Raw genomic sequence first — 16,938 nt, forward strand, 5'->3', positions numbered from 1 at the left:
CCCTAAAGCAAACTTGGCCCAGCCTCTGCCGAACCAAGTCCTCATTCATCCTACTATTCTACGCCCTTCAACCTTTACTTGTGTTGGGAGCGAACCATCTCCAGGATATCCTTACCTAGGAAAGCTCTGTCCTTATTTTCTTTGTACCAGGTATTCATGAACTCCTCAATCTGTTTGCCGCCGCCTCTCTCCCAGGCAGCTTTGGTATCTGCAAGGGCCTGCTCAGGAGTATATTTGGCCCCGCCGATAATGCCTTTAGCGTAGATGTCCTTCATTTCCTTGTCGACATTGGTATTGATTACAACCAAATCGCTCGGCAGGTTAGGCATATGCTCGTAATGACTTAGTGCGGGATACTGGGCATCGGGATTAAGCAGAAATTCGTCAGCTTTCTTCAGCATTTCCAGTCCTGCCTTCTGAATAGGATCACTCACGTCGAACGCAGTGATGGAAGTCAGAAGCGGATTCTCGGGGAACGAGTAGAACATGGTGTAGTCCATGGCCCAGTCCAGTTCCTTGGCATTCTTTGCTGGATCAATGACCTTAGGAAAGCCGTCCGCACCTTTTTTCCAATGCTCTCCCTCCACGCCTTTTCTCAGAATCAAACCGTTCTCCGGCTTGATTATGAAGTTGATATATTCCATAGCTGCCTTGGGATTTTTGGCAGCAGCATTGATCACCGTGGTCATCTGAATCGGATTGACGACATGATGAACGAATTGCCCCATGGGAGACTTGGGCTGCGCCATCGGCGCAATCTCCGCCTCTGGAACCACCTTTCGAAGCGTTTGGAGGTCTGTTACAGTACTCTCAAACCAGGAGCTGACAACAGGAGGAAGATAAATGCCTATTTTTCCGTTCAGATAATCCTGCTTGGCTTTGGCCCCATTCTTGTCCGCCAAGTAATCCTTATCGATCAGGCCTTCCTCAAATAACCTTTTCTTGAATTTAAGAGACTCCAGCGTATTGTCCCAAGTCCTGATAATCTTGTCATCACTGGATATTTTCCAGCCGTAAGATCCGAACATGGAATCCACCATGCCGTCCGAGGTGTAGCTCATATTGGTTCCATACGTATCCTTTTTCCCGTTGCCGTCAGGGTCCTGCTCAACGAATGCTTTCAGAACGACAAGCAATTCCTCGGTGGTTTTCGGAACCTCCAGCTTCAGCTTTTTCAGCCAATCCATCCGGATAAAGGCTACACTCTGCAAATGTGGCTCATTAATTTTACCGATCTCGTAAAGCTTGCCGTCTGCCTTGGTGCCTATTTTGCGAAGTTGGGGGTACTTTTCCAGCAGCTTTTGGTATTCTGGTGCATATTGCAAGTAATCGTCCAAAGGCATCAATTGCTTCTGCTGGTACAGGGAATTCCGAAAACCCGTATCAAAATCATTGACAATATCCGGCGCACTGCCCGATGCGAACAGCACATTCAGCTTCTTGACTGACTCTGCCCGGGCAACAGGCACATACTTGGCCGTAACGGGAGAATGTTCATTGATCCACTTGGTCCAACGGTTCTCCTCCACCGTTCCCTCCGTTGCGGGAATATTGCCCCTGTCGTAGTTGGAAACGGTAATTATCGCTTTGGCTTGTCCCTTTGTCCCCTCTTCCTTTTGACTGCAACCAACTGACCCTGCTGCCATAACCGCAGATAGTCCAAGTGCCAACGTGATCTTCATTCTTGGTGCGGATGTTTGTCTCAACATGTGGAACCCTCCTCAATCTATAATTAATTTCGTTAATGCCGCTAACCTTTGATAGAGCCGAGCATAATACCTTTGACAAAATACTTCTGCAGGAACGGGTATACCACCAGCATGGGTACAACCATAACCATGACCCCAACTGCTTTCAGCTTTTCGGATACCATTTCCTGCTGCTGCATCATATCCATGGCCGACATATTAAAGTTCCCTTGAATTTGCAGCATTCCCTGAACAATAACAGTAAGATTTTGCAAATTCGTTTTACTGATATAAAGAATAACGCTCATGAACATGTTCCAGTAACCCACTCCGTAGAATAACGTCAGCGTAGCCAGCATGGGAAGAGACAAGGGCAATATGATACGCAACAGCAGTTGGACCTCGCCGCAGCCGTCAATTTGGGCGGAATCCACCACTTCTCCCGGAGTGCTCTCAAAATAGCTTTTCATAATCAGCATGTTATAGGTGCTAATCAGCCCACCAAGCCAAAGCGACCAGTATGTATTGGTCAAATGCAGGCTATTGATGACCAGATAAGTCGGGATCATGCCTCCGCTAAAGAGCATGGTGAACAATGCGGCCGTTGTGATCGGCTTGCGAGCGTAGAGGTAACGGCGGGATAAGGGATAGGCCGTCAGCACGGTGGCAAGCATGCTCAAGGCCGTTCCGCATAAGGTAATGATCACGCTGTTGCTAAAGGCGCGCAAGGCCGGTGTATTCTCAAAAAAGTATTTATAAACGGTGAAGTCAAGCCCCACCGGCCAGAACCAAACCTGACCCAAGTCAACTGCATGCCCCGAGCTTACGGACAGCGCAATCAAATGCAGGAAAGGCAGGATGCAAGTGAGCGAAATAATAATCAGTACCACATGAATAAAGCTTACGAAAATTTTACCGCCTGTGGATTCCCTCAAGAGGAATTCCCTCCTTTCTTCAGAATAATCCCTGATCGAATTTACGGGCCAATGCATTGGCCGACAACACAAGTACCAAGCCGACAAAGGATTCAAACAAGCCCATGGCTGTGGTCAGACCAAACTGCGCCTGCTGCAGCCCCACTTTGTACACATAGGTACTGATGACTTCCGCATTCTGCATGACAGTGGGATTCTGCAAGTTGTAAACCTGGTCAAACCCAACTTCCATCAGACGTCCCATTCCAAGAATCAGAAGTAGGATAATCGTAGGACGAATGCCCGGAAGGGTAATATGCCAAATTTGCCTAAGCTTGCCTGCACCGTCAAGCCCCGCGGATTCATATAAGCTGGGGTCAATACCGGAGAGAGCGGCGAGATAGATAATAGCGCCGAAACCCATCTCCTTCCACATGCCGGAGCCGACAAAGATGGCAATCCACGAGTTTGCACGGTACAGGAAAGGTACCTTCTCCATCCCCCAATGGCCCAACAACTTGTTGATGGTACCGCCATCGATGGAGAACAGGGTCAGAATAATACCTGCAACGATAACCCATGACAAAAAATGAGGCAAATAAATAATGGTTTGAATCCAGCGCTTTAACCAGCTCTTCCGGACCTCATTCAAGGCAATGGCGATAATAATCGGCGCAGGGAAACCGAAGACCAGATTCAGAACGCTCAGGGTAAGGGTATTCCAAATAATTTGCAGCGTAACGCGGGATTGGAATAGTATCTCGAAATATTTCCACCCGACCCACGGACTTGACCATATGCCATCGTGAAAATTGTAGTTCTTGAAAGCAATTACAAGACCGCCCATTGGCAAGTAACGGAATATCAAATAATAAAGCACTCCCGGTATAAGCATGACAAATAGCGGAATATTTTGCCGAAACCGCTTTGTCTGATAAAAAGCCTCTTTGGCTGCCGGTGCCCTATCCGTTCTTACGACGGCAGGCGTTGTTTTCATGGCTCCCCCTTCTTCCTGCTGAAAGTTTTTATTGGATGTGATGTTTATAATGTACCGCGGTTCGGCTATTCCGAGCCTTAAGAATCTTTAGGTCTTTCTGTGCGATTTTTGTTTCTCCTTCCAACGAGCAGAAGTCTCCCCGAAATGGGCAAGATCCTCGTTGGTAGTCCTTCTTTGCCGAACAGTAATAAATCTACGAAAAAAACCAAGGGGCCGAGCAGGTGTTCCCGCTTAGCTCCATGGTTTCCTGTTAACTACTCAACCACTCTAGTTATTGCGCCACGATATAAACCGTGCGAGCATGGCGGATAACTCCGCCCGTGAGACAACAGCGGCAGGCTCCACAAGGTTCCCCAGCTTGCCGTTAAGAATAGCTGCCGATACAGCCCAATCGATGGCATCATTTGCCCAGGTGGACACTTCCTCGCTGTCGGCAAAGCTCTTGACAGTGTTCTTATCAGCCGGCTGTCCAGCGTAACGGTACAGAACAGTAATCAGTTGTTCCCGAGTGATCGAAGCTTCGGGGGTATTACCATCGCTAATCCCGGATGTAGTAGCCCAGTCTTTCGCCTTGCTGTACCAATTCTCCCCACCTTCGGTCTCTACTCCATGCAAGCGGGCCAGCACGGTAAATAACATGGCCCGGCTCAAGGATGCGTCGGGGGCGAAAACTCCCTGCTCCATGCCGAGCAGCCATCCCCGGCTTGCTGTGAAGGCAATCGCCTCCGCAGCCCAATGGCTGTTAAGCACATCCCGGAAAACAACCTTATTGTCGACCAGCTTCACCGTCATATTGCCCTTAGCTGTAAAGCTCAATCCAGCTTCGGTGATAACCGTTCCGATAACTTCCTTGGTTCCGTTTTCCCGAATCGCAAAAGCCACCGTAGAAGCAGAAGCATTCTTAAACGGAATTGTGACCCGCGCTTGCGTTACGCCTTCAGGCAGATGGACAGACGCAGTTACAACACCCAAAGAAGTCGTGTCAGTCTCAACCTTGACTCCCTGTTTATCCGTGGTGACAGAACGGCTGCTTCCATCGGGCATGTTCACGGTCTCGCGCTTGCTCCCATTCTGCTTGGTGACAACCTCGGTAATTGTGCCATTGCGTTCTTTCGTTATAACTTCACGGTCGCCATTCAGCCAGACCGTTGTCTCCGTCACCGTACCGGTCGTTTGATCGGTGATACTGGTGGTCATGCTGCCATCCGCGTTTGTGACTCCAGTAGTCGGCACAGTTGGGGCGATGGGATTGCTGCCGTCAATTGGGGACTCTCCTCCGCCGCTTCCACCACTGTCGTTATCATATACACCTACAGTTACAACACAAGAAGCTGTCAAGCCTTCGTCTTCAGTGGTTACCTTAATAACGGCTATACCTGCGGCATGAACCGTCACAAGCCCCTGTCCATCCACGGTAGCTACAGTTGGATTGGAACTGCTCCAGCTCACCGTCTTGTTGGCTGCGTCAATGGGCTCCACATTTGCGGTGAGCTGGACATACGAGTCTCCATGGTTGGTATACAGTTGAGCGATGGTCTGACTCAGGCTCACCCCGGTCACTTGCACCGGCTGAGTATAGACCATAATGGTCAAAACCACATGAGGGCTGGCTTTATGGGTAACCGTCTCCGAGTAACGAACCCAATACGTCCCGGGTGAGAGATTCGCGATGGTATCCGCTTCGACACTTGACCAGGTGCTCCCATTGTCGGAGGACCACTCCATGGAGGAGGTGACCCCGGTGATGGATCCATCATTGGCCCCAACCGCTGATTCATTGGTGTGCTTGACCCCCCCGGGCGCAGCCTTCTGTCCTCCGGTAACCATCGCTTTAAAATCGTCAAAATCGATGGAGGCATTGGCATAGCCATCGACGCCGAACCGCTGCCCAGTCAGCTTGTCGCCGCCTGTATGGCGGAAGTTGTAGTCAGTGGCCACTTCGACATCGTCTATGTAGACGGTATAAGTCTTGGCGTCTCCATTTGCCACCATTTTAATTTTATACCATGTATTATACTGAAAGTCTTTGACTTTGACCTTCGTAGATGGCCCGTTTTGGACTATAATTTTACCCGTATCAAAAGCCGTGACCATGGAATAATTGCCCGTACCGCTGTCATTTCGCATCATGGCGCCATTGGCGTACTGGAAACTAGTGTTTAGTCTGGCACGATATTCAATGACGATGCGCTGATCCCCCTCAGCCTTTACCTCGCCTGCATACGGCAGGAACAAGTTTGCCTTGCCCGAAGTAGCGGATGTGGTGAGCCTGAGGAATTTATTCCCGGCCTCTTCCTGCACAGTTGCAGTAGCCCCATTGGTCAGATCTTCGGTGGTAATGCCATAAGGGTACTTGCCAACCGTATCCCCGGAGAAATCACGGTAAGCGTTATAGATGACGCCGTCCTGAATACTGTTCAGCGAATTTAACAAAGCTGCTTCCTCTTGAGCAAGCTTATTCAGTTCCTCATCAAACTGTTCTTTGCTCAGATCAGCGTTTACGGCCATCTCTTCCGCCTTTTTGACTTCGGTCACTAAGGAATCAAACTTGGATTGGCTATAGTTGCCCAGCCCATCGCCCAAAGGATAAGAGAAGTTAGCCAACTTGTTGCGGAGTTGAATCACAATCTCGTCAAGGCCCCATCCCGGAATGACGTTTACGGCAATGGTGGAAGGAACATCACGACCATCCAGCCTCAGGGTGACAGGCACCTGAACAGTACCAAGCGAGCTGAAATCAAGCCCCTCCCGCTCCCAGTTGGCAACCTCGGCCTTCTTCGACTGGTTGTTGTAGACAACATCAACAATGCTAGGCAACTTAGGAGTCGCCCCGGAAGGAACCTTTACTACGGTAGCAACCTGAACCACATCAGAAGCTGCAATAACGGTCAAGTTGAGCGCTGCTTTCTTGCCGTTGTATTCGGCTGTAAGAAGCGCTGTTCCCGGTTTAATCGCATAAACCGATTGGGTCACAGAATCCGAATTAATCCTTGCCACTTCAGGATCGCTGCTGGTAAATTGGGCTGCCGCTGTCACATTATGAACCTCGTAGTTGTTATAGCCTGCCATTACCTGCAATGACCCGCTTGACTGACCACTGGTCAGGATACTGTCCAATCCACTGATGGCAACGGACTGCACAGCTTTAGGCTCTGCAGCAACGGAAACCGTGGTTGTAGCCGTTCTTCCATTAGTTGTAGCGGTGATTGTTGCACTGCCCGCACTTACAGCCTTTACCCTAACGCCTCCGTCAATAACGGCGACCTTCGTATCCGAAGAACTGAAGATTGCTCCTGTGTCAACAGCGGTATAGGTAGTGCCTGTTACGGTATACAGGGGCAAGCTGCGGGTTTCACTCAACCCCAACGTGTATCCCGGGGCATCGAATAACATTTCCGTTGCATCCAGTTTAAATATATCCATGCTGTCGATTTCGGCAAGATTGTTCCCCTTCGAGAAACGAAGGACATTGTTGCCTTCTCTAAGATATACTTTCGCCGAGGAGAGCCCCCAACGATTCAAGCCGGAATAAACGATGTTCAAATTGACGCCAGAGCTCCCATTAATCGACAAGATATGGGAAGCGTCTGCCGCATTGGGTGAACCGTTGGCATTGCGCACAGACAGCATATAAAATCCCGTTTCCGGCACGTTTACGGTAAACTGGGCATAATCATTGGCGTTCTTGATATTGGCAATCTTCTTTCCGCCGGAAGCGGTGCTTTCCAACCGAACAGCAGGAGAAGTTTCACCGCCCGGAGCTTTCACCAACAGCGCGTTTTCCGCTTCATAGCGCTTCCGTACTGGCTCGCCCGAAGGCAGAGCAATCGGTATGTTCGGATCGGCGGGCTCTCCTAGGTTCGGCGTATTGTCTGCTTTCCAAGTAAATTTCTGCGCTTGGACTTTTCGAGTCCAACCCGCTCCCGACCAGCGGGCGGCATGGTAGATGATCCAGTCCTCTGTGCCATCAGGAGACGTGACGATGCTGTGGTGACCAGGGCCATAAACGCCATTGGCTCCGGAGAAGATCGGCGTGTCTTTTTTCACCCAGGAGTCGGGATTCATCAAATCATCGCCGATCTTGGCCGTGATCAGCCCGAGGCAATAACTGTCTGTCCAGCTTCCGTTTGCAGAATAGACTAGATTAATCGTATCGCCCTTGATCGTCACTTCTGGACCTTCATTGATTCTGGCCGGGGACGATTCCCAATCATATTCAGACGTCGAGAGCAATACCCGTTCTGAACTGATGGTCCGTGGGTCACTCATCTCCGCGATATATAAATTTTGGAAGCTTCCGTCCGTTTCTTCCCAACCGGACCAGATGAAATAGTGTTTCTCATTTACAGTCAGCACAGTGCCGTCAATTGCCCAACGGTCGGTAGAATCAGTTATCTTCCCTTTGAACTCCCAGGTGCCGGTCAACGGATTTTCACTTTCGTTCTCCAGCACGTACATGCGGTGGTTTGCGTTAGTTCCGTTGTCAGCCGCAAAGTAAATATACCATTTGGATTTGCCGTCGGTATCTTTGAGATAATGCATTTCAGGCGCCCAAACATTGGAGCTGTACATGGTGCCCTTAACTGGCGTCCAGGCAAGGCCCCTCTCGCCAGCCTCAATGCCGGTGATCGTTTTCGCTCTGCGGATCACGATGCCACTGGAGTTGGCAAATACGTTGTAATAGTAGCCGTCGGTGTGCTTGTAAACCCAGGGATCGGCTCCTGTCTGCATGATTACATTGTAGAAATCCGACACATTCTTTCCCTCCTGCGCAAATGCCGAATCTGTATTGGCTATCTTCGGTTCTGCCGCCGCAGCCAAACCGCTCCATTGCGGCAGCATCAGAAGCACTGCAAGACAAATCAACAGATGTCTGAATTGTTTTTTGACCATGTACAATCCTCCTTGGAATCCTATTATCCTGTTGTCAATGGCGTTCCGTCTTCTATTGTCTGTTGTGCAGCATGTTCAGCATCACTCTGATTGCCTCTGCTCTTGTTGTTTGATCGCCTGGGGCGAATCGGTTTCCTTCTTCACCTTCAATAATGCCCTGCTTGCTCAAGTTTGCAACGGCACCTTTCGCCCAGTCAGGAATAGCCGTGTCATCCGCAAACTCTGTTGTTACCTTTTCGTCAGACTGATCCAGGGCATTGGCAATCATCTTAGCCATCTCACTGCGGGTAATCTCAGCATCCGGACGGAAAGAACCATCCTCGTAACCGGTAATGATCCCTCTTTGCACCGCTTGCGCCACGGCATTCAGCGCCCACACGCCTATCTTCTCCTTATCGGTGAACGTTAGCTGTGCGCTGTAAAGGGGGTTCCCTTGCAACTTGAGCGCATTAATGAGCATGGCGGCAAACTCGGCGCGTGTTACGGCTCGATCCGGCTTGAACGTACCGTCCGGATAACCGCTGACGATTCCTAGATCAATCGCTTGTTTGACATCGGACTCCGCCCAATGTGCCGCCATGTCACTCAAGTTGACCGTCACTTTCGGATCGATCAGGCTTGGTGCCTGATCGACGCCGAATACCGCAAACTTGGCAACGTTGTTCACCTTCACGGTAATGGAAGTGGTCTCACTGACCTGTCCGCCAATTTCCATCCAGTTTTTTCGTATTTCGTCATAGGAGAATACAGTCGGCTTTTGACCCATCTTTAATTTGGTCGGATCGAAAATAATGGACAAAGTGATCTCCTTATCGAAATTCCCTGGGAAGTCCTTCCTAATCTCGAACACCGGACTGAGCATTGCATCTTTGACTGCAAGCAGCTTTTGTGTGTCTGTTACCTTACTGATGATAAGTTGGAACTCCTTTCGAGAAGCGCCTGCAGGGATCTCGATCTTAATCTCATCACCTATGCCGAATTTGCCATTCTTATCTGCTTGAACCGTAAATTGGCTGTTATTCGCTGGAATAACGCCTTCGCTCGTTGGTGTTGCTGGTGAACTATCTTCAGAAAAATCCCCATCATACGAACCTCCCCCAGAAGAACCACCCGAATTTTCAACCTTCCATTGCGCATACAGAGTCAGGTCCGCCCCGTCTATTGTGAATACCTGGCCTTCCGTGTAGCTGGTTCCGCTGCCATCCGCCCGTACATTCCAGCCAGCAAAGAAATAGCCCGGCTTCTTCAGATTGCCGGTATTGCCATAGACTGATACCGTGACGCCCTGCCCATAGCTGCTGTCATCTACCGGCGCAAGACCGCTTGCTGCGCCGTTGCCGTTATAGGTAACGCTGTAGGACTGCGTTTCGAATATCGCAGTGATCATCACCACCTCGTCTGGCATGGTGAAGGTATTGCCAGTCACATTTAGTCCACTCGGACTATTCACCTGCCAGCCCTTGAAGAACTGGCCAGAATCTGGTGTAGCGGTCAAGGTAATCGCCGTATCTTTGACCGCTGACGATACATTGGCGCTAGCAGTGCCATGCCCCTCGGTTGTCACTGTAATACTATGGTTAGCCAAAGCATAGCTGTCCACCACATTGACACTTAACACAGCCGGATTCCCCTGATTAAACAGGATAGAGAAGTCCGCCTTATCACCGCTCTGCAACTCCAGCCCGGCCATAGTCTCGCGCTTGATGGTCAACATATCCCCATTGACCGTATAACCGTCTGTTCCCAATGTGCCATTATATACGACACCTGTTACTGTTGCTGCGTACACCACCCCGGTAACAGTCTTGGCTTCATTCCATATGATGCTAGCGCTTATATCCCCAGGAACATAAAGATCGAAGGTGGCCTTTTCAGGACTAACATCCGCGTCCTTCTTGGTAACGGTAATGGTGAAGTACTTAGAGTAGTTCACGCCGATGTCGCTTCCATCTTCTATCGTAGCGGTGACAATGACTGTTCCCGCTCTTGTGGCGGACAGCACATTCCCATCCAGGATAGCTCTTGTTTGCCCGGCATCCTTGATGCTCCAGGCGATACTTTTGTGCGTGGTCCAATCCGGTGAGACTGTTCCGAAGAGAGTTAGCTCCTGGCCTGCCTGCACCGCCTCCGGGACAGCAGTAATGTCTGATACTCCGTAGAAGGTATTGTCATATAGGTTGCGCAGCTCAATCTTAAACCGCTGGTGATCTTTCCCCTCGTCATCGGCCAACCGTATAACAGCGTTGTTTCCTTTGGATGCTTCATTGACCGTAATCACTTTTCCATTGCTTTTGTTGATGATTTTGTAATAATCGCCATCCTTCTCCAGACGCCACTGTTCGGTATCGGAGGGAATCGGAGCTTCCTCAATAGTCTGATTTAGAATAAGCTCCTGAATACCCGACTCCGGCTTGATATCGAGGAAACGTGCTCCACGCATAATAAGAATCCGGTAATAGCCTGTTCCCAGATCCACGAATCGCATCAATTGACTATTGGTATCGCCATTGGAAAATTGGATGACTGCCGCTCCCTGATTGTATTTCTCACCTGCCACGCTCAGCGCTTTGCCGCTATGCTTCGGCTGGATCTTCACCATCTTCTCGGGGGTAAGCTCCCTGGCCGTCGTGCTCATGAATCCACCGCTGAATTTATCCAGGATCAGGCTGTCTATATTGAGCTGGCCCGTATCCGCTTCCTCACGGCGAAATTCAATGATGTTTTTTCCGGCCTGCAGATTGACAGTCTCGGTCGCATCCATCCAGGTATCCCAATTCACTGTCGGCGGCATGGAAACTTGCTTAACCTGGTTGCCGTTTACATACAGGGTCATCGTTCGATTCGACGACTGTACGCCCGAATAACGCAAGGTTGACGTATAGGCCGCCGTATAGGGGACATTCACTTCAAATCGGACAGCATCCCCTTTTTTCTGGAATAAGCCGACATAACCGTTGCCTTCAAACCATAGACGGTCTCTGCCGATCCCCGGCGTGCCCGAGAGGGTTGCCGCTTCCGCCTGATATTTCCAAGGCGTGCGCTTATTCAGATGAATATGATCGATCTGGATAACCCCTGAATCTTCGGCTGCGCTCCTATAGGCGATGCTGTTTTTCCCTTTCTTCAGAGGAACCGTCACCGTATATTCCTTCCACATCACGGCGCCTCCAGCGTGGGGAAGGACGATGTCCTGCACAGGCGCGCCGTTCACCTCCAGCGACAATGTTTTGCCAACCTGCTCAGTGGCGTACCGCAGCTTGAGATCATAGCTGGCTGCATATTCGGCCTCTACAGTAAATTCCAAGGACGAGTTCACCTGGGTCAGGCCGCTCACATACCCGATTCCCGTATTGCCATCCTGAGCCTGAACGATTCCGGCATCCGCCCCGCCTGTCGTTGTGGCGGATTCCGCCTCATACGTCCAGGTCGCCGCTTCGGTAACGGTGATATAATCGAGATTCACATTCGCCGTATCGCCATGTTCATACCTATAGGTGATGACATTGCTTCCTTCTTTCAGGAATAAGTTGTCATAGCGGTCGGCCCACTTAGCCCATTCCTTCAGACCGAAGTAATTCGCTTGTTTGATCTTCACGCCATTCACATACATGGTCAAAGTTCGATCGTCCTCGCCTCCCGCGCCATAAGCCACCTTGACCGAATAGCTGCCCGCGTGAGGAGCGTTTACGGTAAAGCTGATCGCCGCGTTCGGCTCCGTGAATCCGCTGGCAAAACCTGAACCGCTATATCCCTCATGATTTTGAGCGATGCCCGCGCCGCCTGACAGCTCCGCGCTCTCCGCTTCATACAAGACGCTTTTCTTGGCAATGATCGCGTCCAGCCCCAATGCGCTTTTACCGGAAAGACGCACGATGTTGCTGCCTGTATTCAGCCGGATGTTGTGAACGGTTTTTAAGTCAAAGTTCAGCTTGTTCTCCGGTCCGGCATTAGACGGGAATACAAGCGCAGCCGGAGCCTCCTGGTTCACGCCCAACTTCATGGTGATCGATTCTGTCGTATTATTGTTGTAGCGGAAGTCCAGCGCATATGTCCCCCCTGAATTCGTGTTGATTGTAAATTCTACATAGTCGCTGTCATTGCCATTGATATACCTAGCATATCGGCCTGACGAGGCATAGATACTATTCATTGTTGCTCTTGCAGCCCCTGATAGTTGCGCGTCTTCCGCTTCATAGACTTCGCTCTTTTCCTCCCCGGAGGGGCGGCTAAGCACGGTGCCGGGGTTGGACGGAATGCCCAGATTGATGAAGTCATTATCGTCCCAATTGATCCGCTGGGCGCGAACCTCTCTATTCTTACCGCCTTGACTATGGGTCGGTATGCCATGGTATGTAATCCAGTCCTCTGTGCCATCTTCGGATTTCAGAAATAACGGCGAGCCAGTCGAATAAGAACCATTTTCATCCGAACGTTTCATGATCGGCTCGGGATGTTTATTCCATGCCGCTTCATTCTCCACACTTTGGGCCAAGTCAGCCCAGGACAGGCCCACCGCATAATTATCATGCGTGTAACTGCTGGCGGAATAGGCAAAATAAACTTTACCATTCCGCTCCACCACGGCTGCGCCTTCATTAACATTATCAACATACTTCTCCCAGTCATAGGTCGGCCTGGCTAAAGTAAACTCTTCGCCTTCCAGTGTCCACGGGTTTTTCATCTTTACTATTGTGGGACACTCATCAAATTTCTCGTTCCCCGTTTTTGGATCTGTATAATAAAAATATTTGGTATAGGTAAGGTACCTCTGTCCATTGATGGTTACAAAGCCGGTAGGCAGTCCATAGCTTTGCGTATTCAACAACCCCTGCTGGGGTGTAAGTCCGTCTCCATTATCATAGTTTCCCTTCAGTTCCCAGGTCCCTTCAAATGGGTCGGGCGAGCTATTCTCCAGAACATAAGAGCTGGGATGACCATAAGCAAAGCGCCCCGCTTGATCACTATTCTTCGGACCGGATGCGAAATAGATGTACCATTTGCCATCAATTCTGTGTGCATCTGGCCCCCATATAAATTCCAGGTTCTCAGGTAACTTCCATACTTCTTTGCTCTTTGCGGTGGAAACGCCCAAAATGGTTTCATGCCGTTTCAATACAACATTGCCATCGCCTGCGGCGGAATAATAGTATCCATCCTCTTGCCGTTCAATGGTAGGGTCGGCGCCTTTCATCAGCGGGTTAAGATAATGAGATGAGACATCCGCATAAGCGATATTTGTCAACATCATTACGATCACTACCACCAGGGGTACAGCAAACAGTCCAATCCTCCTCATTGCAACAATTTCCTCCTTCAGGAATTTTATTTGGAGTTTATTGCTGACAGGGAATGATCGCTCATAAATAAATCGCTTTCATTTCCGCTAAAAGCTTCGCTCCATGGATGCTTTCACTGTACTTTGATTCCTCCATTCCAGGCCTTAAGAATCTTTAGGTGTTTCTGTATGATTTTTGTTATTTAATTAATTCCGCTTTCAAACGGATCTTTTCATAAAATTCCCTAATAAAATTCTGGCTTTTACTTCAATAACGAAAGAGGAGCTTGCCGCGAAGCAAGCCCCTCAATTATCGTTTCCACTTAGTTGAACAATCATATTACAATGTTGTACTTGTCATTGAATAGTCCGATGATTTGCTTTAACTTGAAATCGAGTCTTAACATGACTTCCGATACAATTTCCTTTGGAATTTCTTTATAGTACGCATGTGCTATACCTCCTGTAATACAAGCTATCGTGTCACTGTCACCACCAATTGAGCTACTGCTTGAGCACCCATGATACCATGCCTATGATTATGGGTTACTATTGCTGTTCTTCTGGATTCCGTCATCACTTCGTCTAAAGAGCTAAAGGCAAATCCTACTGGACATACTCTCATTGCCGATCCATTTCCATAACTTCTGTATGGCTTAGGATTGCTACTCAAAACCCATTCCTCAAACTTTTGACCATACCCAGCGTCGGGATACCATCTAGCGTATTGCCTTAATTTATTAGCATATAATCGCTTGCTTGCGTAATGATCGAACAGCTTACTTTGTTCTTTCTTGTTTAGAATAGCATCAGCTATTGCTACCGTTAGAACTGTATCATCTGTAAATCTCGTAAACCTATCATAGAGCTTAAACTCAGTAGATTTAGTATTATGCCACTCATACACGGATCCGATTACATCCCCTATAACTGCCCCTAACATAATTCCCCCCTTGCCAAATCTGAATAACTTTTGCCATAATTATCGCATACAAAGGAGGTTAGAGCTTGAAGTTTTTCACTATTTTTGCATCTAGAAATTCTAGTGACGATATCAGTAATATCATTGTAAACCTATATAATTATGGCCATACTGTTGAGAAAAACGAAAATATTTATATGGTTAAAACTAAATCGTTTTTCAACAAAAGGAAAACTACAATTCGGGTCTCCACTGAGATTACAGATCCCGCTTATTTTGAAACAAATATTCCTGGGATGATAGGTTTTTATAACCGTATACTTTTTGCGGATCCGAAGCTCAAGGAGCTTGTTCTAACTCAAATCTCTGTTTTCAATATGCTGATTTCATTTGAGGCGGAGAAAGAGCTTAGTGAAGAGCAAATGCAACTGTGTCTGGAACTTATGTCCAAAATTGAAGGAATAGGTTTTATTCAAAATGGAACATTACTTGATTATGACGGTCAAATCATTGTACATCCAGACGGAACATCAGGTCCGGCCGACTTCCGCCCACGAGCTTGCACAAACAAAGTATTGGGAGCGGAGGTAGCTTCGTCCGAGGAAGGTGAACGAAGAAAATACGCTTCCATCGACTATATTAAGCAACGCGGTATTCTGCATCTGGATACGCTGCCGCAGTTGCCCCCCGCAGCAATGTGTCAATGGAAAACGCAGCAAGAGATTGCCGAGAGAGCAATTTCCCTTTTAATCCTAATCCAGTACGCATGTGATGTCGCCCAAGGAGGCGATCTAGTTGCGTCGAAAGAATTTGTTACAAATATGCTTCGCAAATTCTGCGTAGAAAACCGACTTACAGTGGAAGAACGTCGCTTTTTGGAAGCAGTGGAACCGTCGCCACAAGAGGCCATTACTATTACATGGCAGTACGAAGCATATTGGACTCTAATCTGGGCACTGCATCTGGTGGATACTCTTGATTTCCCTGATCATACCTGCAACTGCAACTTTGCAATTGAGGTCGTCTCAAGATGCGAATCATTCGGAAATTTTTATCAACAGACCTCCTTACGCAGCCGGGAGGAGATTTTGGATGAGGCAGATAAAACTTATCGTCTACATTGGGCGTGTGTCAACAGTCGCCTCCAAGGGCAGGAAGCCTCCTCAGGCATGAATGAGAGCATCGTGATGGAGAGACGCAGGGGATTGTTCTGGGTGGTTGGTTGCACCAAGGAGGAGTGGGACCACATCCCGATGGATACATAGGGTACTAAAGGTAAAAAGGACCGCTATTACTATTCTAATAATCCGTTTACTCCCCTTAGCAAGCGAAGGGCTGCACGCGGCAGCCCCTCAAATTAAAAATATATCTTAAAACCCTTACTAACTGACACATCATATTCTTCTCGTTTAAAAGCACTTGTCCACGAATCATCTCTATCAACCCCTATATAACCCATTTGAGCAAGCTGCTGATATCAACTATCTTCGCATTCTCCGTTCACGATAATATCGAATTAATAAATAACCTCCAATTGCTAATAAGAAGGTAACGAACACAAACCATTGGAATAGATTTTTATTTTTCCCAGACAGTTCAAATATGGGTTTCCCTGTTCCGAGCCCATTAACTTGTTTCTGGCTTACCTCAGACCACTCCTTTGAATTACCACATATATTAGCTTCTAAATGACCATCACGTTGACTCGCGAAAATTAAGTAATCTTGACCTGTCTTAATATCCTTCCACATATTACCTACCAAAATCCCTTTTTCGATACGATCTGCGCTTCCTTTCCAAAGTGTCTTCACGCTAAAAGCTACAGTAAAATTGTAATTTAACGTATTCGAATTAAGAGCTGTACCCATGAATACAACCTCACTATTCGCTAACTCTTCATTAAGTGATTTTGGAGGTACGCATGAAAGTGCACGGACAGGTTCATTCCATACAAAATGGAACAACGAACTTATAAATAATAATGACAGAATAAGTTTTCTCATCTTATCACCTTTCCGATGTTTGATCTCCTGACATCCCAACCTTTGCCGAAGACCTCAACTACAACTTCCAGGATCAAGTCCAATTTATGAAATGCAAATTATTAAACGACTATGGTGGATAGTAAACCGAACCATTTACATTCCGACTTTTGTCTCGAATTGAAAAATTCGACTATCTGCCGCAAAGCAGATCCTAAACTATAATTCTTAGCGTAATAATTTGTTGGTTTATTTGTCTAACTATTT

8 protein-coding genes are annotated in these 16,938 nt (G+C 48.2%); 1 reads left to right on the forward strand and 7 read right to left on the reverse strand.

What is annotated here, in order from left to right; genetic code table 11:
• Positions 1 to 74 precede the first annotated feature (74 nt).
• The 6 genes from A8708_RS19160 to A8708_RS19185 form a co-directional block, all read right to left on the reverse strand.
• The gene (locus tag A8708_RS19160; RefSeq protein ID WP_068666325.1) at positions 75 to 1,709 is read right to left on the reverse strand and encodes an extracellular solute-binding protein; all 1,635 of its coding nucleotides are present in this window, start codon (positions 1,707 to 1,709) and stop codon (positions 75 to 77) included.
• Between the two features lie 41 nt (positions 1,710 to 1,750).
• Entirely contained in the window at positions 1,751 to 2,623 is an 873-nt protein-coding gene (locus A8708_RS19165; RefSeq protein ID WP_068666327.1) for a carbohydrate ABC transporter permease, read from the reverse strand.
• A 19-nt stretch (positions 2,624 to 2,642) separates the two neighbouring features.
• Positions 2,643 to 3,599, reverse strand: a complete 957-nt coding sequence (locus tag A8708_RS19170) for an ABC transporter permease (RefSeq protein ID WP_068666329.1) — start codon at positions 3,597 to 3,599, stop codon at positions 2,643 to 2,645.
• A 267-nt stretch (positions 3,600 to 3,866) separates the two neighbouring features.
• Positions 3,867 to 8,492 (reverse strand): family 43 glycosylhydrolase, encoded by a 4,626-nt coding sequence (locus A8708_RS19175; RefSeq protein ID WP_068666331.1) that lies wholly within the window; start codon positions 8,490 to 8,492, stop codon positions 3,867 to 3,869.
• 52 nt (positions 8,493 to 8,544) lie between these two features.
• On the reverse strand, positions 8,545 to 13,788 hold the full coding sequence (locus A8708_RS19180; protein ID WP_068666333.1) for an S-layer homology domain-containing protein: 5,244 nt from the start codon (positions 13,786 to 13,788) through the stop codon (positions 8,545 to 8,547).
• 454 nt (positions 13,789 to 14,242) lie between these two features.
• Positions 14,243 to 14,710 (reverse strand): ADP-ribosylglycohydrolase family protein, encoded by a 468-nt coding sequence (locus A8708_RS19185; protein ID WP_204787595.1) that lies wholly within the window; start codon positions 14,708 to 14,710, stop codon positions 14,243 to 14,245.
• Positions 14,711 to 14,775: 65 nt separating this feature from the next.
• Between A8708_RS19185 and A8708_RS19190 the strand changes: the two genes are divergently transcribed.
• Positions 14,776 to 15,954 (forward strand): DUF4272 domain-containing protein, encoded by a 1,179-nt coding sequence (locus tag A8708_RS19190; RefSeq protein WP_068666335.1) that lies wholly within the window; start codon positions 14,776 to 14,778, stop codon positions 15,952 to 15,954.
• Between the two features lie 216 nt (positions 15,955 to 16,170).
• On the opposite strand, the gene A8708_RS19195 is transcribed toward A8708_RS19190, so the two are convergent.
• The gene (locus A8708_RS19195; protein ID WP_068666337.1) at positions 16,171 to 16,557 is read right to left on the reverse strand and encodes a hypothetical protein; all 387 of its coding nucleotides are present in this window, start codon (positions 16,555 to 16,557) and stop codon (positions 16,171 to 16,173) included.
• Positions 16,558 to 16,938 lie beyond the last annotated feature (381 nt).

It is taken from the genome of Paenibacillus oryzisoli (assembly GCF_001653565.1).
In the GTDB taxonomy this organism is placed as follows: Bacteria; Bacillota; Bacilli; order Paenibacillales; family NBRC-103111; genus Paenibacillus_E; species Paenibacillus_E oryzisoli.

Bases quoted from the DNA above. Each gene is read 5' to 3' on its own strand.
- A8708_RS19170 (WP_068666329.1), bottom strand. From the start codon at position 3,599: ATGAAAACAACGCCTGCCGTCGTAAGAACGGATAGGGCACCGGCAGCC.
- A8708_RS19160 (WP_068666325.1), bottom strand. From the start codon at position 1,709: ATGTTGAGACAAACATCCGCACCAAGAATGAAGATCACGTTGGCACTT.
- A8708_RS19175 (WP_068666331.1), bottom strand. From the start codon at position 8,492: ATGGTCAAAAAACAATTCAGACATCTGTTGATTTGTCTTGCAGTGCTT.
- A8708_RS19185 (WP_204787595.1), bottom strand. From the start codon at position 14,710: ATGTTAGGGGCAGTTATAGGGGATGTAATCGGATCCGTGTATGAGTGG.
- A8708_RS19195 (WP_068666337.1), bottom strand. From the start codon at position 16,557: ATGGGTACAGCTCTTAATTCGAATACGTTAAATTACAATTTTACTGTA.
- A8708_RS19180 (WP_068666333.1), bottom strand. From the start codon at position 13,788: ATGAGGAGGATTGGACTGTTTGCTGTACCCCTGGTGGTAGTGATCGTA.